Annotated in this window: 21 protein-coding genes; 9 read left to right on the top strand and 12 right to left on the bottom strand. The window is 69.0% G+C overall.

The window, feature by feature from the left end; all coding sequences use genetic code 11:
- The first annotated feature begins 69 nt into the window (after positions 1–69).
- Positions 70–597 carry a GNAT family N-acetyltransferase gene (locus OM513_RS16930; protein WP_264945848.1) on the top strand — a complete coding sequence of 176 codons (528 nt, stop codon included), beginning with the start codon at positions 70–72 and terminating at the stop codon, positions 595–597.
- A gap of 81 nt (positions 598–678) precedes the next feature.
- The gene (locus OM513_RS16925; protein ID WP_264945847.1) at positions 679–1086 is read left to right on the top strand and encodes a DUF1761 domain-containing protein; all 408 of its coding nucleotides are present in this window, start codon (positions 679–681) and stop codon (positions 1084–1086) included.
- 10 nt (positions 1087–1096) lie between these two features.
- Here OM513_RS16925 and OM513_RS16920 read toward each other — a convergent pair whose 3' ends face one another.
- The 3 genes from OM513_RS16920 to serS all read right to left on the bottom strand — a co-directional run bounded on the left by OM513_RS16920 (position 1097) and on the right by serS (position 4540).
- Positions 1097–2098 (bottom strand): potassium channel family protein, encoded by a 1002-nt coding sequence (locus tag OM513_RS16920; RefSeq protein ID WP_264945845.1) that lies wholly within the window; start codon positions 2096–2098, stop codon positions 1097–1099.
- Positions 2099–2102: 4 nt separating this feature from the next.
- On the bottom strand, positions 2103–3176 hold the full coding sequence (locus tag OM513_RS16915; RefSeq protein ID WP_264945844.1) for a M23 family metallopeptidase: 1074 nt from the start codon (positions 3174–3176) through the stop codon (positions 2103–2105).
- Positions 3177–3244: 68 nt separating this feature from the next.
- On the bottom strand, positions 3245–4540 hold the full coding sequence (serS, locus tag OM513_RS16910; protein ID WP_264945843.1) for a serine--tRNA ligase: 1296 nt from the start codon (positions 4538–4540) through the stop codon (positions 3245–3247).
- Between the two features lie 160 nt (positions 4541–4700).
- On the opposite strand from serS, the gene OM513_RS16905 reads away from it, so the two are divergent.
- The 4 genes from OM513_RS16905 (at position 4701) to OM513_RS16890 (ending at position 7906) form a co-directional block, all read left to right on the top strand.
- Positions 4701–5156 (top strand): host attachment family protein, encoded by a 456-nt coding sequence (locus OM513_RS16905; RefSeq protein WP_264945842.1) that lies wholly within the window; start codon positions 4701–4703, stop codon positions 5154–5156.
- Between the two features lie 257 nt (positions 5157–5413).
- On the top strand, positions 5414–6427 hold the full coding sequence (locus OM513_RS16900) for a hypothetical protein (RefSeq protein WP_264945840.1): 1014 nt from the start codon (positions 5414–5416) through the stop codon (positions 6425–6427).
- Positions 6428–6925: 498 nt separating this feature from the next.
- Positions 6926–7393 (top strand): RNA polymerase-binding protein DksA, encoded by a 468-nt coding sequence (gene dksA / locus OM513_RS16895; RefSeq protein WP_264945839.1) that lies wholly within the window; start codon positions 6926–6928, stop codon positions 7391–7393.
- A 135-nt stretch (positions 7394–7528) separates the two neighbouring features.
- Positions 7529–7906 carry a PilZ domain-containing protein gene (locus OM513_RS16890; RefSeq protein WP_264945838.1) on the top strand — a complete coding sequence of 126 codons (378 nt, stop codon included), beginning with the start codon at positions 7529–7531 and terminating at the stop codon, positions 7904–7906.
- 202 nt (positions 7907–8108) lie between these two features.
- Here OM513_RS16890 and OM513_RS16885 read toward each other — a convergent pair whose 3' ends face one another.
- Entirely contained in the window at positions 8109–8261 is a 153-nt protein-coding gene (locus OM513_RS16885) for a YdcH family protein (RefSeq protein WP_264945836.1), read from the bottom strand.
- A 152-nt stretch (positions 8262–8413) separates the two neighbouring features.
- On the opposite strand from OM513_RS16885, the gene OM513_RS16880 reads away from it, so the two are divergent.
- Together OM513_RS16880 and OM513_RS16875 are read left to right on the top strand one after the other, a co-directional pair.
- On the top strand, positions 8414–8611 hold the full coding sequence (locus tag OM513_RS16880) for a DUF465 domain-containing protein (RefSeq protein WP_264945834.1): 198 nt from the start codon (positions 8414–8416) through the stop codon (positions 8609–8611).
- Positions 8612–8697: 86 nt separating this feature from the next.
- Positions 8698–9159, top strand: a complete 462-nt coding sequence (locus OM513_RS16875) for a DUF1465 family protein (protein ID WP_264945833.1) — start codon at positions 8698–8700, stop codon at positions 9157–9159.
- Between the two features lie 62 nt (positions 9160–9221).
- Here the strand turns inward: OM513_RS16875 and OM513_RS16870 are convergent, their stop codons facing one another.
- The 3 genes from OM513_RS16870 to OM513_RS16860 form a co-directional block, all read right to left on the bottom strand.
- Positions 9222–10166, bottom strand: a complete 945-nt coding sequence (locus OM513_RS16870; RefSeq protein ID WP_264945831.1) for an NAD(P)H-dependent flavin oxidoreductase — start codon at positions 10164–10166, stop codon at positions 9222–9224.
- 88 nt (positions 10167–10254) lie between these two features.
- A complete protein-coding gene (locus OM513_RS16865; protein WP_264945830.1) occupies positions 10255–10779 on the bottom strand; it encodes a gamma carbonic anhydrase family protein in 525 nt (174 codons plus the stop codon).
- Between the two features lie 72 nt (positions 10780–10851).
- Positions 10852–11658, bottom strand: coding sequence for a hypothetical protein (locus tag OM513_RS16860; protein ID WP_264945829.1), 807 nt, complete (start codon positions 11656–11658; stop codon positions 10852–10854).
- Between the two features lie 500 nt (positions 11659–12158).
- Here OM513_RS16860 and OM513_RS16855 point away from each other — a divergent pair, with 500 nt between their 5' ends.
- A complete protein-coding gene (locus tag OM513_RS16855; RefSeq protein ID WP_264945828.1) occupies positions 12159–15266 on the top strand; it encodes a TonB-dependent receptor plug domain-containing protein in 3108 nt (1035 codons plus the stop codon).
- Between the two features lie 133 nt (positions 15267–15399).
- Here the strand turns inward: OM513_RS16855 and OM513_RS16850 are convergent, their stop codons facing one another.
- The 5 genes from OM513_RS16850 to OM513_RS16830 are packed head-to-tail and all read right to left on the bottom strand — an operon-like array spanning position 15400 to position 21923.
- Positions 15400–17652, bottom strand: coding sequence for a hypothetical protein (locus OM513_RS16850; protein ID WP_264945826.1), 2253 nt, complete (start codon positions 17650–17652; stop codon positions 15400–15402).
- Positions 17653–17654: 2 nt separating this feature from the next.
- Positions 17655–19127 carry a UxaA family hydrolase gene (locus tag OM513_RS16845; RefSeq protein WP_264945825.1) on the bottom strand — a complete coding sequence of 491 codons (1473 nt, stop codon included), beginning with the start codon at positions 19125–19127 and terminating at the stop codon, positions 17655–17657.
- Positions 19124–20284 (bottom strand): FMN-dependent L-lactate dehydrogenase LldD, encoded by a 1161-nt coding sequence (gene lldD, locus OM513_RS16840; protein ID WP_264945824.1) that lies wholly within the window; start codon positions 20282–20284, stop codon positions 19124–19126. The genes OM513_RS16845 and lldD overlap by 4 nt, the downstream gene beginning before the upstream one ends.
- A gap of 11 nt (positions 20285–20295) precedes the next feature.
- Complete coding sequence (locus OM513_RS16835) at positions 20296–21060, bottom strand: SDR family NAD(P)-dependent oxidoreductase (RefSeq protein WP_264945822.1); 765 nt, start codon at positions 21058–21060, stop codon at positions 20296–20298.
- 23 nt (positions 21061–21083) lie between these two features.
- Positions 21084–21923, bottom strand: a complete 840-nt coding sequence (locus OM513_RS16830; RefSeq protein ID WP_264945820.1) for an IclR family transcriptional regulator — start codon at positions 21921–21923, stop codon at positions 21084–21086.
- Between the last annotated feature and the right edge of the window lie 188 nt (positions 21924–22111).

Genomic DNA, 22111 nt, shown 5'->3' with positions numbered 1-22111 from the left:
GGGGTTTACGAATGGTGCGGCGCAGCAGGGGGCCTAGAGCGGCGCCACGTGCTTCATCGGAGACCTGCAATGACCACGCTTCCCGTAGCCCCGCTCGCGCATCCGGTCCGCCTGGCGACCCGTTCGGGGATGGCGATCACCGTCCGTCCGGCGACGCCCGACGACGACGATACCGTCGCCGAGCTGTTCGACGCCGTGTCGGCCGAGGACCGGCGCTTCCGCTTCCTGAGCGCGTGCAATCACATCGGCGCGGACCAGGTGGCGGCGATCACCCATGTCGATCACTGGCAGACCGAGAGCTTCCTGGCGTTCGACGAAGACGGTGCGGCGGTCGCCTCCGGCATGCTCGCCTGCGACAAGGGGATGCGCACGGCCGAGGTCGCGATCTCCATCCGCGAGGACATGAAGGGCCGCGGCATCGGCTGGTCGCTGCTCGAGTTCCTGGCGGGCGAGGCGCGCCGCCGCGGCGTGCAGAAGCTGCTTTCGATCGAGAGCCGCGAGAATCACTCGACGATCGAACTGGAGCGCGAGATGGGCTTCAAGGCGCATGCGGTGGACGGCGATCCAACGCTGGTGATGCTCGAAGCGGTGTTCTGAACCCGCGCCGCCCGCGGCATCTTTTCCTCCTGCCCGCTTTCGGCATAGGCTGGGCGCGGGATAACAGGAGGGGAGGGTGCAATGGGCACCGAAATTCATTGGCTGGCGGTCATTGCCGCCGCGCTCGCGGGATTCGTGATCGGCGGGCTGTGGTACGGTCCTCTGTTCGGCCGCAAATGGGCCGAAGCGCGCGGGCTGGACGCGGAGAAGCTGAAGCAGGGCGCCAACATGGCGCTGATCTTCGGCACCACCTTCGTGCTCAACCTGTTCATGGCGTTCATCCTGGATCACACGCTGGCCAGCTATGGCGTGCCCAGCACGGAGCTTTCGCTGATGATCGCGGGCGGCGTCGCGGTGGGCTTCATCATCCCCGCGATGGCGGTGAACTACCTCTTCTCGCGCCTCACGATCACGCTGTTCGCGATCGACGCGGGATATTGGCTGGTCAACTATCTGGTGATGGGCGGGCTGATCGTGCTGCTGCGCTGATCCGCGCCGTTCAGGTCACGATCTCGATGATCGTATCGCCGGGCTCTAGCTTCGCGGCTTCGGGCTCGGCGAAGCCATAGGGCTGGCCGTCGCGGTAGATCCGCAAGCCCAGGCCCGTGGCGATCGCGCGAAGAGGCTTGCCGACCTCATCGGCCGCCACGCTCCGCTCGGCGAGCGCGACACGGCCCCGGATCGAGGCGAGGTCCATCAGATAATCGGCCAGATGCGGCCCGGTGCATGAGCTGGCGAGCAGCAGCCCGGCGAAGCTGACGGGGTTGATCACGGTGGTGGCGCCCGCGGCGCGGGCCGGAAATTCATTGTCGTCCGCCTTCACGATTACGCTGATCGGGAGCTGCGGGGCCAGATGCCGCGCAGTGAGCGTGATCAGGATCGAGGTGTCGTCGCGCCCCGCGGCGACGATCATCGATTCGGCCCAGCGGATGCGCGCTTCCTCCAGCACGGCATCGCGCGTGGCATCGGCGGGCATCACATTGCATCCGCGCGCCTCCGCACGGGCGAGCGCGCCTGCATCGCCATCCAGAACGACGAACTTCGACGCGGGCACGCCGCGGGCGATCAGCTCGTCCACCGCGTCGGACCCGGTCTTGCCATATCCGGCGACGATGATGTGGCCCGACAGGTTTCGCTGAATCACTGCCATGCGCCATCTCTCCCACGAACGCTTGATGACGAAATTATAGGTGGTGCCGAGGAAGATCAGGACCACGAAGATGCGGATCGGCGTAACCACCAGCGCGTCGAACAGCCGCGCGCTGTCGCTGACCGGCACGATATCGCCATAGCCGGTGGTGGTAATGGAGATCGAGGTGAAATAGAGGATGTCGAGGAAGCTGACATGCCCGTCGGCGGTATCCTTCAGCCCGTCCCGCTCGATCCAGTGGACCAGTATTGCCAGCCCAAGCAGCGCCAGCACGGCGGTCACGCGAATGGCAATCGACGCCCAGACCGGCAACCCCGACCTGCGCCGCAGAATCCCGTCGCGCTGCGCCATCGCGTCAGCGCCCGGGAAGGCGGGGGAGCGGGTCCACGGGCGTGCGGCCCTGGCGGATTTCGAAATGCAGCTCGGGCCGGTCGGCGAAGCCGGAGTTGCCCGATAGCGCGATCATCTGGCCCTTCTTCACCGATTGGCCGCGCTGCACCAGCAACTGCCCGGCGTGGCCATAGACGGTGGACCAGGAATCGCCGTGGCGCAGGATCACCAGCCCGCCCAGCGCGGGCACGTCGCTGCCGACATAGGCGACGACGCCGTCCGCGGCCGCCAGCACCGGCGTGTCGAGCGGCACCGCGATCTTGATGCCGTCGTTGCGCTCGCCGCTGGCGCCGGGGCCGAAGCGCTTGATCACCGTGCCCTGCACCGGCCAGCGGAAGCCGCCGCTTAGCCGCGCGGGCGGCGCCACCGCCGCGGTGGCGGGCAGCGGGCGCGAGGGCGCGCTGCTGGGCCGCGCGGGCTTGCCGCTGTCCGCCAGCGCGGGCTGGCCGCCCGTTACGATATCGTCGATGTCGATGGTGAAGCGCGCCGCGCGCTGCTCCAGCGTTTCCGGCCCCGCCTCCGGGATCAGCACGCGCATTCCGGCGCGCAGGATATAGGGCTCCGCAAGGTCGTTGATCTCCACCATGCGGCTCCAGTCGACGCCATAGGCGCGGGCGATGGCGATGCCCGTCTCGCCCTCGCGCACCACATGATAGAGGCCGGCGGGGATCACGAGCTGCTGGCCGGGGAAGATGGTGTAGGGCTTGGCCAGATTGTTGGCGCGGGCGATCGCCTCGGACCCCGCGCCGGTCTTGATCGCGATCAGGCGCAGCGAATCGCCGTTGCGCACCGTATAGGTGCTGCGCTCCACCCGGGTGGCGCCGGGGGCGACGGGGCGCATCTCCCAGCTCTGGCGCACCGGCTGCGCGGGTGGCGCATCCTGGCCGTATCGCGGATAGGCCGTGGGATCATAGGGCTGGCCGCCGCCGGGCGCGGGCCGATAGTCGGCCGCCGGGCCGGGCGGGCCATAGGTTCCGGGTTCCACGGCACGCGGAATGCATCCGCCCAGCACCAGAAACGCCAGCGGCAAGATTCCCATCGCGCTCCTGCGCAGTTTGTCCACAATTCCCTCCCGCCCGCGCACCATAGCGTGGTTAACGCCGTGCGTCAGGCAGGAAGTTTCCCGGTCGCGGGCTCCAGCCGGCTGAGGCCGCGCAGCCAGGGCTGGAGCGCCTCCGGCACGGCGACGGCGCCGTCCGCCTGCTGGTAATTCTCGATCACCGCGACCAGCGTGCGGCCGACCGCGAGCCCCGATCCGTTGAGCGTATGGACGAAGCGCGTCGCCTTCTCGCCCGCGGGGCGATAGCGCGCGTTCATCCGCCGGGCCTGGAAATCGGTGCAGGTCGAGCAGGAGCTGATCTCGCGATAGCGGCCCTGGCCGGGCAGCCACACCTCAAGGTCATAGGTGCGCGCGGCGGTGAAGCCCATGTCGCCGCTGCACAGCTTCATCCGGCGGAACGGCAGGCCCAGGCGCGTCAGGATATCCTCGGCACAGGCGGTCATCCGCTCATGCTCCGCCTCGGACTGTTCGGGGGTGGTGATCGACACCATCTCCACCTTCTCGAACTGGTGCTGGCGGATGAATCCGCGCGTATCGCGTCCCGCCGCCCCGGCCTCCGACCGGAAGCAGGGGGTGAGCGCGGTGAAGCGGAACGGCAGCTCCTCCTCGCTCAGGATCTTTTCGCGGACGATATTGGTCAGGCTCACCTCGGCGGTGGGGATCAGCCAGCGGCCGTCGTTGGTTCGGAACAGGTCCTCGGCGAACTTGGGGAGCTGGCCGGTGCCGAACACCGCCTCGTCGCGCACCAGCAGCGGCGGCGAGCATTGCTCATAGCCATGATCGCCCGAAAGCACGTCGAGCATGAACTGGCCCAGCGCGCGGTGAAGCCGCGCCGCGGGTCCGCGCAGCAGCGTGAAGCGCGCGCCGGACATCGCGGCGCCGGTCTCGAAATCCAGCCCCAGCGCGGGGCCGATCGCGTCATGCTCGGCGGGGGCGAAGGCGAAGTCCGGGCGGGTGCCGCGCTCATGGACCAGCGCGTTGCCGTCCTCGTCCTCGCCCTCGGGCACGTCGGGGTGGGGGAGGTTGGGCAGCGCGGCCAGCCGCGCGGTCAGCGCGTCGCCGGCCTCCTTCTCCTCCGCCTCCAGCGCGGGAAGGCGCTCCTTGAGCTGCGCCACCTCGGCCATCAGCGCCTGGGCGGCGGCCTCGTCCTTCGATGCCTTGGCCGCGCCGATCGCCTTCGAAGCCTCGTTGCGGCGGGCCTGGCCGGCCTGGATCTCGGTGATCAGCGCGCGGCGGCGCTCGTCCAGCGCGGCCAGCTCCGCCGCCATGGGCGCGAGGCCGCGGCGCGCGAGCCCGCGATCGAAGGCATCGGGATCATCCCGGATGGAGCGGATATCATGCATGGGGCACGCCCTATGACGGGGGGCGGCGATGGGCGCAACCCGAGTCGATCCCAAGCGGGTTCGTGCGCCGCGGCCGGGGGCATCGCCACCGACGGGCAACCATCGCCGTCCTCTTCGCGTTGATGCACCGTATCGTCTGGCAATGCCGAGGAGAGCTGAGATGGAGCTTCCCCACGACACCGCGATCGTGATCGCCGATGGACGCAAGCTGCTGTTCCTGCGCAACGCGGGCGACGCGCGCTACCCCGATCTCCGCCTGGAGCTGAAGCGCGACGCCGGCGAAAACCCGCCTACGCACGAACAGGCCACCGATCTGGCGGGCCGCGCGATGGGGACGCGGGTGGCCGGCGGGCAATGGGGCTCCGGCACGATCGAGCCGGCCGACTATCACCAGATCGCCGAGGACCGGTTCGCGGCCGAGGCGGCGGCGATGCTGAACGCGGGCGCGCTGGCGGGCGAGTTCGAGAGGCTGGTGGTGGTCGCGCCGCCCGAGACGCTGGGCGAGCTGCGCCGCCACTATGACCGGCACCTCACCGAACGGCTGGCGAGCGAGATCGCCAAGGACCTGACCCGCCACACGATCCCGGAAATCGAGAAGCTGCTGCTGGCCGAGTGATCCGCGGGGCGCGGCCGATCCGGCTGCGCCCACGCCAGGACCCGCGGGATCAGCCCTCCGTCTTGTCCTTGCTGCGCTTGAGGCGGCGGCGCGCGACCAGCGCGGCGGCGGCACCGCCGAACAGCAGGATCATCGGCGGCGCGGGCACCGGCGCGGGGCCGCCCGACGAGCCTGACGAACCGCCGTGGCTGGACGATCCGTGACTCGACGATCCGTGGCTGCTCGAACCCCAGCCGCTGGAACCCCAGCCGCTCGAATTGCTCCAGCCGCTCGAACCGTGGCTCGACGATCCATGGCTGGAGGAGCCGTGGCTGCTCGAACCGTTGCTCGACGTGGACGAGGAGTTCGACGACGAGGTGCTCGAAGAGTTCGACGAGGAGGTGGAGACGCCGCTCGAGTTGGACGAGGAGGTGCTCGACGAGGTCGAAACGCCGCTCGAGTTGCTCGAAGAGGTGGAGACGCCGCTGGAATTGCTCGACGAGGTGGAAACGCCGCTCGACGAAGAAGTCGAAACCCCGCTGGACGTCGAGGACGAGGAGCCGCCGGTCGACGAGCTGGTGGAGGTGGACGACCCGCCCGTGGACGAGCTGGTCGAGGAGCCGCCCGTCGAGGAACTGGTCGAGGACCCGCCGGTCGACGAGGTCGAGCTGACGCTGCCGCTGGACGTGGACGATGAGGAGCCGCCGGTGGAGGAACCGCCGGTGGACGAGGTGCTGCTCACGCTGCCGCTCGACGTCGAGGACCCGCCCGTCGACGTGGAGGAACCGCCCGTCGAGGACCCGCCCGTCGAGGTCGAGGACCCGCCGGTGGAGGTGGAGGAGCCGCCCGTCGAGGTGGACGATCCGCCCGTGGAGGTCGATCCGCCGCTGGTGCTGGAGGTCGAGGAAATCTCGATATTGATGCCGCTGCTGCCCGAGCTGCCGCTGGATCCGCTACTGCCCGAGCTGCCGAAGAAGCCGCCCGCGAAGAAGCCGCCGATGAAGCCGCCGCCGCTCGACCCGCCGATCACGCCCGACGAGCTGGAGGAACCGCTGGAGCTGGACGAGACGATCGGCATCGCGCCGCTGGATCCGCCGAAGCCCGGCGGCACCGGGATCGGCGCGCCCTGGGCGGTGACGACCACGACCTGGGGCTGGCCCTGCTGCGTGGTGGTGACGGTGCGGCGCACGACGCGGGGCGCGGCGCGCTTCACCGTTTTGCGCACGACGCGCTTCTGGGCGACCGTCTTCTTCGCGACCGCGACACGTGCGGGCGGATTCTCTGCGACATAGACGGTGCCGCCGCCAACGACGGCGCCCCCGCATGCGCAGGCGCAGAGTTTCGCCAAGGCCATCCGTACCGACATGGTGTCCCAACTCTTCCCTTGCCGCAGGCCGTCTGATCCGACGGAACTGTCAGCAGCTAGCCCGACAGCAATGCAGGAAAAGTGCAAAACAAACTATTAAGCGCAAGTGCGTTAACGCACGTTTACCATCTTCTTTGCTCGATTTTCCACCATGTGCTGATCTTGTGATGGTTAATGTCCGGTTACGGCACGGATACATGAGGGATTAGTAAGGTAAATACTAAGAAACACGGTTAATTCCGCCGGTCTGGCGGCTAATCCCGGTTCAGCTTCGTGAAATTTCCTCCATATTACGGGACGTTTGCGCGCGGATTCGGGCCAAATGATCGGCTTGTTAAGCCCGTCGCGCGAAAGTATAGCGCCTCCGGGCTAGGGCGGTATTCTCCGTGGCTGCGCCGCTGGGAAACCGGTGTGGAGAGTGGGTATGGCTTCGGTGTGGGATCGTGCTGACGAGCCGGGCAAGGATGCCCCCAGCGCGGCCAACGACGGTGACGACGGTTATCGGCCCAGTTCCGACGAGCCGTTCATGAACCCGCGGCAGCTCGAATATTTTCGTGAGAAGCTCCACGCCTGGAAGGACGCGATCTATCGCGAGGCGGCGGGGACGCTTTCCCAGCTTCAGTCCGAATCGCTGCGCGAGGCGGACCTGACCGATCGCGCGTCGAGCGAGACCGACTGGTCTATCGAGCTGCGCACCCGCGATCGCCAGCGCAAGCTGATCTCCAAGATCGACGCGGCGCTGCGCCGCATCGACGAGGGGGAATATGGCTATTGCGAGGTGACCGGCGAGCCGATTCCGCTCGCCCGGCTGGAGGCGCGCCCCACCGCCACGATGACGGTGGAAGCGCAGGAGCGCCACGAGCGCCAGGAGAAGGTGAGCCGCGACGAATAGCGGCGGCCGCGCGGCCTGCGCGGCTCCGGCGGCGGCATGGCGTCCGGGGGCTTCCCGCGCGCCGGTTTAACGCTTTCGATAAACTTTGCTGGTCTATTCGCGCCCGCACGCAACGCAACGCATTGGGCAGGCAGGATGGAACAGTTTTCGTACGACCCGCTAACCGCCCTTTCGGCCGATGATTTCACCGGCCAGCGCACCGGATCGCGCGACAGCCTGTTGCTGTCGGCCAGCTTCCGCATCGGCGATGGCGGGGAGGCCACGGTGGTCCGCGTCCGCAACCTTTCGTCGGGCGGGCTGATGGCGGAATATTCCGATCCGATCGCATCGGGCACGCCGGTTGCGGTTGAGGTGCGCGGCGTCGGCTGGGTGCGCGGGCGGATCGCCTGGAGCGCGGAGGGCCGCGTGGGCGTGGCCTTCGAGCGTGAAATCGATCCGATGCTGGCCCGCAAGCCGGTGGGCCAGGGCAAGCACACTCCCAGCTTCGTCAAGCCGATCCTGCGCCCGCGCTAAGCGGCGCCGCGGCGCATCGTCCCCTCATCATCGCAAATCGGCAGCGGCCGTCCGGAAGGGCGGCCGGATGCGATTCGCCTGTCCGCACCGGGCACAAGCCAGAGGGCGTGCCGGGGCAGGGCGGCGGCCGGTGCCGGGTTTGCGAGGGGCCGTCCCCGCCCGCACGGGCAAGCGGGGCAGCGCCGGAGCAGGAGGGCCGGGATCAGCCGGTAAGTTCGTCCTTCACACGCAGCTTCTGCTTCTTGAGCTCAGCGATCAGCATGTGATCGGGGAGGGGGCGCTGCAACTCGGCGGAGATACGGCGATCGAGCGAGTTGTGCTTGGCCGAAAGTGCTTCGATATGCCCGTTCTGCATGGAAGCGGTCCTCCTTACGATAGGTGGAAACGGCAGTAGATCACCTTTCCTCGGCCTTGTCAGGTAAAGAAATCGTCATATTCGGTGAACTCCTTAGGAGCTGCGATGGGCTGTTGCTCCCGGCCCCGGCTTTGGTGCAGAACATCGCCGGAATGGATGAAAGCGAGATCCGCCGGCGGCTCGAGCTGCTACGCACCGAGCACCGCGATCTGGACGCGGCCATCGCCGCGCTGCTGGGCGCCGGATCGGTCGATCAGCTCCAGGCGGCGCGGCTGAAGAAGCGCAAGCTGCGCCTTCGCGACGAGATCGCGATGCTGGAAGACCGGCTGATCCCCGACATCATCGCCTGAACCGCGCGCAACCGCTCCGGATCGGGACGCATGCGTAGCGATATTAAGCATTTGCTTACCATGTTCGCTGTGGCAGCGTTTGCGGCATGAGGGGAAGCTGGGCATCCGCGCCGATTCATCGCAGGCTGGTCGACTCGCTTTATGTCGAGGCGATGCTGCTGGCGGATGAGGCGCGCGGATATTTCGACGCGGTGGGCCGCGACGAGCGCGATGCGCTCGCGGCGCTCGACCGGGTCGCCTTCAGTTGCGAGTCGCTGAAGGTCACCACCCGGCTGATGCACATCATCGCCTGGCTGCTCACCCAGCGTGCGGTGGATTCGGGGGAAATCCCGGCGGACGAGGCGCTGCGCCCCTCGCGCCGGCTGGGCGCCGCGCCGGAGACCGAGGCGCGGCTGCTGGAAACCATGCCGGTGCAGGCCGCCGCGATCGTGGAGGCGAGCATGCACCTCTACCGCCGCGTCGCCCGGCTCGATTCCGCGCTGGACGAACCCGTGATCGCGCACAGCCCGGCGCGCGGGATGATGGACCGGCTGGCGCGCGCTTTCTAGGAATTCGCGGGGCTTTCCAGGAATTCTATCGCCGCGCCACGGCCATCGCCGGCAAAGGGTTGCTATCCCAGCAGGCGGGCGCGGGCGGCGTCATATTCGGCCTTGATGCGGGCGATCCGGTCCGCGGCCGATTCCACCGCATCCACCGATCCGATGCCCTGGCCGCAGCCCCAGATGTCCTTCCACGCCTTGGCGCCGCCGAAGTTCATCTTGCTGGGATCGCTTTCCGGCAGGTGATCGGGGTCCAGCCCGGCGTTGACGATCGACTGGCGCAGATAGTTGCCATGGACCCCGGTGAAGAGGTTCGAATAGACGATGTCGGCCGCGCGGCCATCGACGATGCCCTGCTTGTATTCGGGCGATGCGTTCGCCTCCGCCGTGGCGATGAAGGCCGATCCGATATAGGCGAGGTCGGCGCCCAGCGCCTGCGCCGCCAGCACGCCGCGGCCCGTGGCGATCGCGCCCGAGAGCACCACCGGCCCGTCGAACCACTGGCGCACCTCCTCCACGAAGGGGAAGGGATTGAGCTTGCCCGCATGGCCGCCCGCGCCCCAGGCGACGGTGATCAGGCCGTCGGCGCCCTTTTCGATCGCCTTGTGCGCGAAGACGTCGTCGATCACGTCGTGGAGCGTGATGCCGCCCCAGCCATGAACCGCGTCGTTCACCTCCGGCCGGGCGCCGAGCGAGGTGATGACGATCGGTACCTTCCACTTGGCGCAGACCGCGACGTCATGCTCCAGCCGCGGGTTGGAGCGGTGGACGATCTGGTTCACCGCAAAGGGCGCGGCGGGCGTGTCCGGATGATCGCGGTCCCACGCCGCCAGTTCCTCGGTGATATGGTGCAGCCATTCGTCGAGCAGCGACTCGGGCCGGGCGTTCAGCGCCGGGAAGGATCCGACGATCCCCGCCTTGCACTGGGCGATGACCAGCTCCGGACCGGAGATGATGAAAAGCGGCGACCCGATGACGGGCAGGCGCAGGCGATCGAACAGCGGGGGCAGGGCCATGGATGCGTTTTCTAGCGCAACCGAAATCGCTGTCCAGTTGACGTAACGGAAGGCCGCGGCGGCCGCCCGGCCCGCGCCGGGCGCGGGATCAGCCGATCTTCACCATCGACTTGGCGAACTCCTGCTGCTTGGCCACATAATTGGCGGCCGACAGCCTGAGCGCGGCGAGCGTGGTGGGATCGAGCGGGCGGATCGCCTTGGCGGGGACGCCCACGATCAGGTGGCCCGGGGGAAACTCCTTCCCCTCGGTAACCAGCGCGCCGGCGCCGACCAGGCAATCCTCGCCGATCACCGCGCGATTGAGCACCGTCGCGCCCATGCCGATCAGCGTGCGATCGCCGATCGTGCAGCCGTGCAGGATCGCGTGATGGCCCACGGTCACATCCTCGCCGATCGTGCAGGGCACGCCGGGATCGGAATGGAGCATCGCCCCGTCCTGCACGTTGCTGCGCGCACCGACGGTGATCGCGGTGTTGTCCGCGCGGATCACCGCGCCGAACCAGACCGAGGCGAGATCGCCGAGGATGACCTGGCCGATCAGGTCCGCGCTGGGCGCGACCCAGGCATCCGCCGCGATAACGGGGCTGTGCCCGCCGAAGGAATAGAGAGACATGGCGCGCTTCTGCCTGCCCGGCGGCGGCGGGGCAAGACGGCATGCGCGCGGCGGGATGTGTGCGGCGCGCGATCAGCCCTTGGCGGGCGGCTGGCATCCGCAGCGGCAGGCGCAGCCGCGCATGCACCCGCACATCCGCGGTGCCGTGCAGCAGCAGGCGGCGGGCGCGGGCGTCGGGGCCGGAGCGGGTGCCGGGGCAGGCTTCGCCTCCTCCTTCACCACGATCACCACGGCATCCAGCGGATCGCGCACCGGCAGGTTGCTCAGCGCGTCGCGGGTCTCGCAACAGGGGCAGGGGGGCTTCTGGCCGTCCTTGTCCGGCTTCCCCTCGCGCAGCTTTTCCAGATGGTCGCAGGCGGCCTTGCAGAAATCGAAGGCGCACTGGCGCAGCGTATCGACCCCGCGGTCCAGAAAGGCGCGTTCGATCAGATACTGGTGCGCCATCCGGGCGTCGGCCGCCTTGTCGACGGGCTCGCGCACCAGCGGGAAGGTCACCGCCTGGTGCAGGTCGCCGATCTGGCCCGCCATCGCCGCGATCTGGCCGCTCCATTCGCCGAACGCCTGGAGCAGCGCGGGGCTGGGCCAGTCCTCCGGCGAAAGGCCGCGCATCTGCGCGACGAAGAACATCGGCGGCGCCAGATCCTCGCGCATGTGCGGCAGCAGCAGGCGCAGCGCAGGGACGTCCGGCTGGGGCTGGCGCAGCCGCTGGGCGAACACGCGGTGCATATGATCGGTATGGCGGCCCACCTGCTCGCACAGCATGCGCAGCAGCTTTTCGGGATCGCGCTTCTGCTGGCCGGGCAAGCGGTCACGCAGCCCGGCCAGCGTCTGCGCGATCCGCACGATCGCAGCCAGCAATGCCAGAGTGAGCGCTACCATTATCCATTGCGGCAGCGTGGCCGGCGCAATGTCCCAGGCGCCCCGCGGCGCGGCCGCGGCGGCGCTGCCGATGGTCCCTGCAAGACCAGCCGCCGTAATCCCCAGCACAAGGGGCGAAGGCACCATGATGCGTCCCCCGATTCTGCCCAAAAAGGGGCCAGACCGGCATGGTTAACAGAGATATCGGGCGCCCCCAAGATTCCACATGACCGAAGTGGATCAGGATCGCGACGGCCGCCCCGCGCCTCGCTCGCCGTCGAATTTGGATGCGATCCGCCCCTCCGTCCCGGTGAGGCACGGTGCCGCGCGAACCGCCGCGCGGCCCGGGGCCACAAACGCCATTGACGGTAGCGCTATCATATACTAAAATGCAGTCTCAATATGTGGGAATTTCTGCGGCGACAGACGCGCTGCGGAAACTTCGGAACATCGGCCAGGCAAGGTCGGGACCGGAATCGTGATGGCGCCGGAACCGCGGCTGAAGAGAGGGGATGGAGAAAATGATTCGCACCTTTGGATACACGCGACGCACCCGCCTGATGGGCGGCGCGGCGATCGCATGCCTGACGCTGGGCGTGGCGATGCCCGCGCATGCCGCGCCCGGCGAGGCCCCCGTGTCGCTGCAAGACGCAGGCGCCCCCGCCGCCCAGGCGGAGGAGGAGCCCGCGATCGTCGTCACCGGATCGCGCATCGCCCGCGACGGATTCGACGCATCGACCCCGGTGGCCGTGGTCACCAGCGAGGAGGTGCAGCTCACCGGCACCACCAACGTCGAGGCGCTGCTGCAGGACGAGCCGCAGTTCGTGCCCTCCACCAACGGCGGCGCCAGCGGCAACACGGTTCCGGGCGGCACCGCAGACGTGAACCTGCGCGGCTTCGGCGCCACGCGCAACCTGGTGCTGGTCAACGGCCGCCGCTTCGCCATCTATGGCCCGGAGCAGGTGACCGACATCAACACGATCCCGGCCGCGCTGATCGAGCGTACCGAAGTGGTGACCGGCGGCTCCTCCGCGGTTTACGGTTCGGACGCGATCACCGGCGTCGTCAACTTCGTGATGAAGAGCGACTTCGAGGGCGTCGAGGCGCGCGGCCAGTTCAACATCGACAGCGCGACCTGGACCAAGGGCTACAGCCTGGACGTGACCGTGGGCGGCAACTTCGCCGACGGCCGGGGCAACACGGTGGTCTCCGCCAACTATCTGAAGCGCGGCGGCATCACCCGCGGCGAGCGCGGCGACTGGGCCTTCGATTCGCTTAGCGACGGCTGCATCAAACCGGGCACCGGCGGGCCGGATCGCGCCGGCCAGGTGTTCGGCAGCCAGAGCGGCGCGGCCTGCACCGCGGCGGGCGGCGAGCTGGGTTTCATCACCGGCGGTTCGGGCGACATCCCCAACGGCCGCTTCTCGGGCATCCCGCTGCCGGGTTCGGCCCAGTCGAACGCCGGGCTGAACGCCGCTTATGCGGCCGCAGGGCTGGGTGCGATGGGATCGTTCGGCTTCACCTTCAACGATGCCGGCGCCACCGCGCGTCCGGCGCTCGATCCGGCCGATCGCTTCAACCTGGGGCCGGACAACTATCTGATCCTCCCGCAGGAACGCTGGATGATCAACAGCTTCAGCCATTATGATTTCTCGGACGCGATCACCGGCTATCTGGAGCTTCACTATTCGAACAACCGCGTCGACGCGCAGCTCGCCCCGTCGAACGTGGGCGTGAACACGCTGTTCGACGTCAACAATCCCTATCTCTCCGCGTCGATGCAGGAGGTGCTGCGCCAGCTCGACATGCGCGAGACGGGCACCACCACCATCGCGGCGGGATCGGCCAGCTACACCACCACCGCGAACGACGGCCGCGCCTTCCTGACCGCGGGCAAGCGCTATAACGAGGTCGGCCCGCGCCGGGCGGACATGCGCCGCAACGTCTATCGCGCGGCGATCGGCTTCCGCGGCGACCTGGGCGATGCGGGCGAAGGCTTCCTGACCGACCTGAAGTACGACGTCTATTATAGCTACGCCCGCACCGAAGAGACGACGCTGCTCCAGAACGCGATCTCGCGTTCGCGGCTCCAGGCGTCGTTGCTCCGCCAGGGCGGCGCGGCGCCGGTCTGCAACATCTTCGGCCAGAACATCAGCGATGCCTGCGCCAATGCGATCCGGATCAGCGCGACCAACAGCACCCAGGCCGAGCTTCAGGTGCTGGCGGGCAACTTCTCGGGCAACCTGTTCTCGCTGCCGGCCGGCCCCGTGGGCTTCTCGCTGGGCGGCGAGTGGCGCAAGTCCAAGGCGGTGTTCAATCCGGACTCGTTCCTCTCGTCGGGCGACGTCGCGGGTTTCAACCCCGGCCTGCCCACCTCGGGCCAGGTGAGCGCCAAGGAGATCTATGGCGAGGTCCGCGTGCCGGTGCTCGCCGATACGCCCTTCTTCCACGCGCTCACGCTGAACGGCGCCTTCCGCTATTCCGACTATAGCCTGGGCGGCATCGGCGGCGTCTGGACCTATCTGGGCGGCGCCGAATGGTCGCCGACGCCGGACGTCACCTTCCGCGGCCAGTTCCAGCACGCGATCCGCGCGCCCAACGTGGGCGAGCTGTTCGGCGGATCGCAGCGCATCGTCGGCCCGGCCACCGATCCGTGCGGCCCGTTCCAGCCGGCCGCGCAGCAGACCACGGCCGTCCGCAACGTCTGCGTCGCCAACGGTGTGCCCAACGCGCTGGTATGGACAGCGGGCGTCCAGCCGAACACGATCATCCCCTATGACGCCGGCGGCAATCCCAATGTCGGCGCCGAGCGTTCGGACACCTGGACGCTGGGGGCGGTGTTCACCCCGGGCTTCATCCCGCGGCTGCGCGCCAGCGTCGATTACTTCAACATCCGGCTGGACGGCGCCGTGTCGCAGCTCGGCGGCGGCCTGGCGAACACGCTGAACCTCTGCTTCAACGTGATCCAGGACAACAGCAGCGAGTTCTGCCAGGCGATCCGGCGCGATCCGAACACGGGCGCGATCAACGATCCCTATGTCGCGCAAATCCGCAACGCCAACACCGGCGCGCTGGAGACCTCCGGTATCGATTTCGCGGTGCGCTATTCGATGCCGCTCGGCTTTGGCCTGTTCGCGGAAGAGAGCAAGCTCAACCTTTCGACGAGCTGGACCTACACCGACGAGTTCACCATCACCCCGGTGCAGGCGTTCCCGAACATCAAGAACTACTGCATCGGATCGTTCGGATCGACCTGCGGCGAGCCGCTGCCGAAGTGGCGCGGCAACACCCGCGTCACCTGGGACACGGGCGATCTGACGCTCAGCCTGCGCCACCGCTATATCGGCAAGGTGACCAACGATCGCTACGTCCTGCCGCTGCGCGCGGGATCGGCGAGCGTTCCGGCGCTGAACACTCTGGTCTATCCGGTGCTGCCGGCGCAGCATTATTTCGACCTGTCGTTCACCTATGACGCGATGGACAAGCTGCAGTTCTTCGGCGGCGTGAACAACCTGTTCGCGAACGAGCCGCCGCTGGTGGGCAGCCCCCAGATCCGCGCCAACACCTATCCGGCGACCTATGACGTGCTGCGTCAGGAGTTCTTCATCGGCGCCGTACTGAAGTTCTGAAGCATCGTTATCCTCACCTCCAGCGGGCGCGGCGAAAGCCGCGTCCGCTCTTTGTATCCGGCGAAGACGGGCATGCTCCGGCGGCTCCCCGGAAAGGAGATTCGGTCCGTTGCGGGGATGAGGCGCCCGCCGGTCAGGGAAGCGGCTTGATGCCCTCGACGCGGACCTTCCAGCCCTGTTTGGGAAAGCCGGGTGCCGGGCCTTGCGAACCATCCCAGCCGCCCGCCATCATCGCCACCGCCAGCAGCAGCGATCCGTTGGACGGGAAATAGGTCTCGGCCGCGCGGCGATAGCCCGGGCCGTCCGGGCCGGGAGCCGCGTTGGCCGCGGCGGGGCCGACGAGCTGGGTTTCCTCCGCCAGATGGACGCGCGGCGTCATTCCGCTGACGCCCCAGCGGTTGTTCGGCAGATCGCGGAACAGCCAGTCCACGGCATTGCCCGGTTCGTCCAGCCGCGCGGCGGTCATCGCGATCACCGGAAAGTCCCAGCCCCAGGTCTGGCGCAGGTCCCAGTCGCTTTCCACCGCGCGCAGCGTGGCGCGCATCGTCTCGCGGTCGATGCGGCCCGGGATCATGCCCCAGGCCATCAGCATCGACGGATGATCGCGGTTCAGGCAGCGCGGCGGATGCGCATGGCGGCTGCATTCGGGCGAGCGGGTGACCTTCCAGAAATCCGGCTCGCTCTCCACCGGCAGATAGAGCCCGTCCGCCACGGCGGGGGTGGCCAGGCCGGCGATCACCTTGTCCCATTCCGCGTTGCGGGGCAGGCCGCGGCGCTCGCGCCATCGCTGCGCGGCGATCAGGCCCCAGCGGAAGAATTCGACCTCATAGGCCGGGTTCACGGTGGTCAGCGGGGGATGGTTCTCCTGCACCGGCACGATCGGCGGGCCGAGTACATAGCGCTTGCCCGCCGCATCCCAGCGCGGCCAGGCGGCGAGCAGCTTCGCGGTTTCCTCCACCAGCTCGCCGTAGCGGTCGAGCACCGCCTTGCCGCCGCGCGCGCGCCACAGCAGCTCGGCCATGTAGATCGGCGCGGGCTGCTGCCACATGATGAAGGGGTTGATCGTCGATGGGCTGTTCCACCCCTCCGGCCCGGACATCTTGGTCCACCAGGCGCCGTCGATGCCGTGGCGCGCCGCCACCTCACGCGCGCGGGGCAGCGTGTCGAGATACCAGCGCAGCGGGCGTTCGAGCAGCTCCGGCCGGCCCCAGGCGGCCCATTGCGCGAGGTGGAGCGGCTGGACCTCCAGGTGGAACTTGCCGTTCCAGCTATTGGAGAACAGTCCCTCCTCCTGCGGGGGGACGGCGCCCGACTGGTTGATCGCCGCCAGATATTGCGAGAGCACGACGCGGCGCTCCAGTTCCTTCGCGCGCGGATCGGTGGAGCCCGAAAAGTCGATCGCCCCGCCCGATTTCCAGAAGCGGCGCCAGTGCGCCTCCGCCGCCACGGCCTGTTTCGCGAAGGCGGCGGGGGCGGGCGGCGCGTCGGCCTGGCCGAACACCACCTGGGCCTGGAGGCGGGGGGAGCCCTTCGCGGTCACGCGATAGCGGTGCGCCCCTGCCGGGCCGATCTCCGCCCCGGCGGCGGCGATGGTCGTATAGTAGAGCGTGTCGTCGATATTGCGCTGGACCTGCACCAGACCGGCGGTGCGCTTCAGCAACAGCGTGCTGTGGCCGTCCGGGCTGTTCCAGTCGGAAGGATCGGGATTGATGCTGGGCGAGACGCCCGGAAAGGCCACGTCCACGCCCAGCCGCCCGCTCGCCACCAGCGGGGATTCGACCGAGACCAGCACGGCATCGCGGCCGGCGGCGACGCGGGTCACCACCGTCACCGGCTGGCCGTCGAAGGTGAAGCGGCTGGTGAGCGTGCCGGTCCACAGGTCCAGCGTCTGGCTGGTCCCCGTCAGGTCGGCGAAAGCGGCGGGCTTGCCGTCCGCGCGGGTGAGCGCCAGCGCCACGCGGCCCAGGTTGAAGCGGTGCGGGTTCTCGCGCAGCCATTTCAGCGCGGGGCGGCTGTCCAGCTCCGCCCAGTCGCGGATCCAGGGATAGGGCTGATCGCCGCGCCCGGGGACGGGGACCATCACCAGCCCGTCGGCCTCGGTATAGCCATTGGGGTTGGGGAAGCTGTGCCAGGCCCATTGCGCCATGGTGAGCAGCGGCGCGGCCGGCGAATATTGCCCGGGGAAGGTCTGGAGCCCGGTGATGTCGGCGGTGAAGCCCAGGCTGCCGTTGCCGAGCATCAGCGGGGCGTGCGGATCGACGGCGTTGAGGGCGATGTTGTGGCGCGTCACCAGCGCGCGCCGGTCGATCCCGCCCGCCGCCGCCGGCTGGGGGAGCAGCGCGAGCGCGGCCGCGGCCGCCAGCAACCCTCTGCGCGCGATCGTCATGCTCACACCGTCACCCCGCGCTTCCAGATCGCGATCTCGCGCTCGCCATTGCGTTCGGAGGCGGTTTCCCGGCCGGAGGCGACCGCGCGGATCGCATCGAGCAGGGCATCGGCCACCGGCTCCATCCCGTCCTCCAGCACGCGGCCTGCGTCGAAATCGATCCAGCCGGGCTTGCGCGCGGCGAGATCGCTGTTCGACGCGATCTTTATCGTCGGCACCGGAAAGCCCAGCGGCGTGCCGCGCCCGGTGGTGAACAGGATCGCGGTCGCCCCGGCTGCGGCAAGCGCGGTCGAGGATACCGCGTCGTTGCCCGGCGCCTCCAGCAGCGCCAGCCCGCGCGCGTTCACGCGATCGCCATAGCGCAGCACGCCGGTGACGATGGCGTGCCCCGCCTTCTGCACCGCGCCCAGCGACTTCTCCTCCAGCGTGGTGATGCCGCCCGCGATGTTGCCGGGGGAGGGGTTCTCCGACACCGGTTCGCCGTGATCGGTGAAATAGCGTTTGAAGCCGTTGACCAGCTCCACGATGCCGCCGAACACGCCCTGGTCCGCGGCGCGGGCCATCAGCAGTTGCTCGGCGCCGAAGATCTCGGGAATTTCGGTGAGGATCGCGGTGCCCCCGGCGGCGGTGACGGCGTCGCTCATCCGGCCCACCAGCGGGTTGGCGGTCAGGCCGGAAAAGCCGTCCGATCCGCCGCATTTGACCCCCAGCACCAGCTCCGACAGCGGCACTTCGGTTCGCCGGGCCTGGCTTGCGGTCGCGACCAGTTCGGCGATCAGCGCCAGCCCTTCCTCCATCTCGTCGCCCGCCAGTTGCGCACCCAGCGAGCGGACGTTCGCCGAAGCATCGACCTCGGGCAGCAGGGCGCTGAGCTGGTTGTTCTCGCATCCCAGCCCCAGGATCAGCACGCCGCCCGCATTGGGGTGGCTGGCCAGCGCGGCGAGCAGCTTGCGCGTGGCCGACAGATCGTCGCCAAGCTGCGAGCAGCCGAAGGGATGGGGGAAGGCATGGACGCCGTCCACCGCGCCCGCATGCAGCGCGTTGGCGCGTTCGGCCAGCTTCTGCGCGGTGCGGCCGACGCAGCCCACGGTCGGGATCACCCAGATCTCGTTGCGGGTGCCGACGCGCCCGTCCGCGCGGCGGTATCCCAGGAAACCGGGCACGTCCGCGGCCGGGGACGCTGCGCGGGCGGGCGGGGTGTAGGAATAGCTGCCGCTGCCCGCCAGCGCGGTCGCGACATTATGCGTGTGGACATGCTCGCCGGGCGCGATGGCGCGGGTCGCGCGGCCGATCGGGAAGCCGAACTTGCGCACCGGATCGCCTGCGGCAACCGGTGTCAGCGCAACCTTGTGCCCCCGGGGAACGGCGGCGGAGAGCGTGACGCCCAGCGCGCGCTCCCCCGCCGCCAGGTCGCGCAGCGCGGTGGCCACGCTGTCTGCCGGATCGATGCGGAACAGGGACGGGATCTCGCTCATCGCGCCGCCCCTCCATCGACCAGGATGTCGCGGGTGATCTGATCTATCCGCGTGCAGCCGGTGAGCGCCATCGCCACGCGCATCTCCGCCTCCACCAGCCGCAGGACATGGGCGACGCCCTCTTCGCCCTTTGCCGCCAGCGCGAAGGCCCAGGCGCGGCCCAGCAGCACGCCCTGCGCGCCCAGCGCCAGCAGGCGCACCACGTCCAGCCCCGATCGCACGCCGCCATCGGCGAAGACGGTCAGCTCGCCGCCCACCGCGTCCGCGATCGCGGGCAGCGCGGCGGCGGTGGAGGGCACGCCGTCGAGCTGGCGCCCGCCATGGTTGGAAACGACGATGCCGTCGGCGCCGCAACGCACCGCCTCGCGCGCGTCGGCGGGGTCCAGGATGCCCTTGATCACCACCGGCCCGTTCCAATGGGCGCGGATGAAATCCAGGTCGGCCCAGGTCGCGCTCGCATCGAAATTCTCGCGCATCCAGCCCAGGAAATCGTCGAGCCCGCTGTCCTTGCCCAGCACCGGGGCGACGTTGCCGAGCTGGTGCGGGCGGCCGAGCAGCCCGACGTCCCATGCCCAGCCGGGCCGCATGCACGCCTGGAAGAAGCGCCGCGCCGCGCCGCGCAGGCCCGGCGCGCCCGCCAGGCCCGATCGCAGGTCGCGGTAACGCGATCCGGGCAGCGGCATGTCCACGGTGAAAAGCAGCGCTGAACAGCGCGCCTCCTGCGCCTGCGCCAGCAGGCCCTTCATGAACGCGCGGTCGCGGATCATGTAGAGCTGGAACCAGAAGGGCTCGCGCACCGCCGCAGCCACCTCGGGCAGCGGGCACACGCCGACGGTGGAGAGGCAGAAGGGCACGCCCGCCTTCTCCGCCGCGCGGGCAGCCTGAACCTCGCCGCGCCGAGCGCCGATGCCGCCAAGCCCGATCGGCCCCAGCGCCACCGGCATCGCCAGCTTCCGGCCAAGCAGCTCGGTGCCAAGATCGATCGCGGAGACATCGGTCAGCACGCGCTGGCGCAGCGCCACGCGGGCCAGGTCCTCCACGTTCCGGCGCAGGGTGACCTCGGCGTAAGAGCCGCCGTCGAAATATTCGAACAGGAAGCGCGGCAGGCGGCGCCGGGCGAGATCGCGGTAATCGAGCGCGGAGGCGGCGCGGGCCATGCCGATGCCCCTTACTGGAGGTTCACGAAGGCGCCGCCGTCTACCAGCAGCGCCGCGCCCGTGACGTAACGGGCCATGTCGGAAGCGAGGAACAGGATCGGCCCGGCCAGATCCTCCGGATCGCCGAGCCGGCCCAGCGGGATGCGCGCGGCCATGCGGGCGCGCTTCTCCGGATCGGCCAGGTCGTCCTTGTTGATATCGGTCAGGATCGTGCCGGGCATCACCGAATTGCAGCGGATGCCGTGCCGGCCCAGCGCGATCGCGGCGGATTGCATCAGCGAATGCACCCCCGCCTTGGTGGGCGTATAGCGCGTCTGATATTCGCCGCCGACGAGCGCGGAGATCGAGGAGACTGCCACGATCGCCCCGCCGCCGCCCTGCGCCACCATCTGGTTCGCCGCCGCCTGCACCATCCAATAGGCGCCGTGCAGGTTGACCCGCATCGTCCGCTCGAAGGTATCCAGCGGCATGTCGAGGAAGGCGTGGAAGGGGCAGATTCCGGCGTTGGAGACGAATATGTCCACGCGGCCCAGCCGCTCCACCGCAGCGCTGACGAAGGCGCGTGCGGTCTCCGGATCGGCCACGTCGCCCTTCAGCGCGAAGCCGCGGCGGCCCAGTGCGGCGATCTCCGCCAGGCAGGCATCGGCGGCGGCATCGTCGCCGATATAGTTGATTCCCACGTCCGCGCCCTGCCGCGCCGCCTCGATCGCGGTGGCGCGGCCGATCCCGGCCGATCCGCCGGTCACCAGCAAGGTCTTGCCCTCCAGCAGTCCCATCCGTTCCCTCTCGTTCCTCTCGCTCAGCGCCGCCCGCGACCGCGCGGAGCCGCCCGGCCCGTGTTCTCGGGGGACCAGCCCATGTCGCTGCTGATCGCGCGTGCGGTTTCCAGCACTTCGGCGGTGAGCGCGGTCATGCGCGCGTCGGCCATATATTGCGCGGCGCTCGACACGCTCATCGCCCCCACGATCGCGCCGCCCGCGCCGCGGATCGGCGCGGCCACGCAGCGGATCAGGTCCTCATTCTCCTCCAGGTCGAAGGTGCGCCCGGCATCGACATAGCCGTGCATCCGCTTCAGCCAGACGCCATAATCGGCAGGCGGGGCGCCGCTCGCGCGATCGAGCTGGAACAGCCGCTCCCATTCGCCCTCGCTCGCGTCGAGCAGGAGCGCCTTGCCAAGACCCGTGGCGGTGAGCGGATGGCGATCGCCCACGCGGCTGTTGATCTCCACGCGGCGGCGGCCGGGGATCTTGTCGAGATAGAGCGCGCGATCGCGATCGAGCATGCCCAGATGCACCGTATCCTCGGTGCTGGCCGCCAGCGCTTCCAGATGCGGGCGCGCGACCTGGACGATGTCGGTCTGCTGCTGCGCCTGGAAACCCAGCTCAAGCAGCTTTGGGCCGAACTGATAGCCCAGCCGCGGCACGAAGCTGAGGTAGCGCCGCTCGACCAGCGCGGTGGCCAGGCGATGCGTGGTGGATCGCGTAAGGTCCAGCCGCGCGGCAAGCTCCGCCAGCCCGATCGGGCCGTCGACCACCGCCTCGATCACGTCGAGCCCGCGCAAAAGGGTCTGGCTGCCGGCCTGAGCCTTCGCCTCTCCCTTTCGCACCCGCGTTTCCGGCAAATCAGCGTTTGACGCCATCTTTCTCATCTCGTAATACTATGTCCCATAATATGGAATTTGTTCCCATACAATGGGGTTGGAGGGGTAAGTGGGTGAGCGACAAGCTCTAGCGGGACGATCGGCGGCTTTGTACCAGATAATGGTACGCCGTCGCGCGCCCGGTGCCGGCCCGCTTTCCGGCAATCCTGTCCGCAACTGAATCGATT

The sequence above is a fragment of the Sphingomonas canadensis genome, assembly GCF_026013525.1.
Lineage (GTDB): Bacteria > Pseudomonadota > Alphaproteobacteria > Sphingomonadales > Sphingomonadaceae > Sphingomonas > Sphingomonas canadensis.
This window is presented reverse-complemented; position numbering and strand designations above follow the sequence as displayed.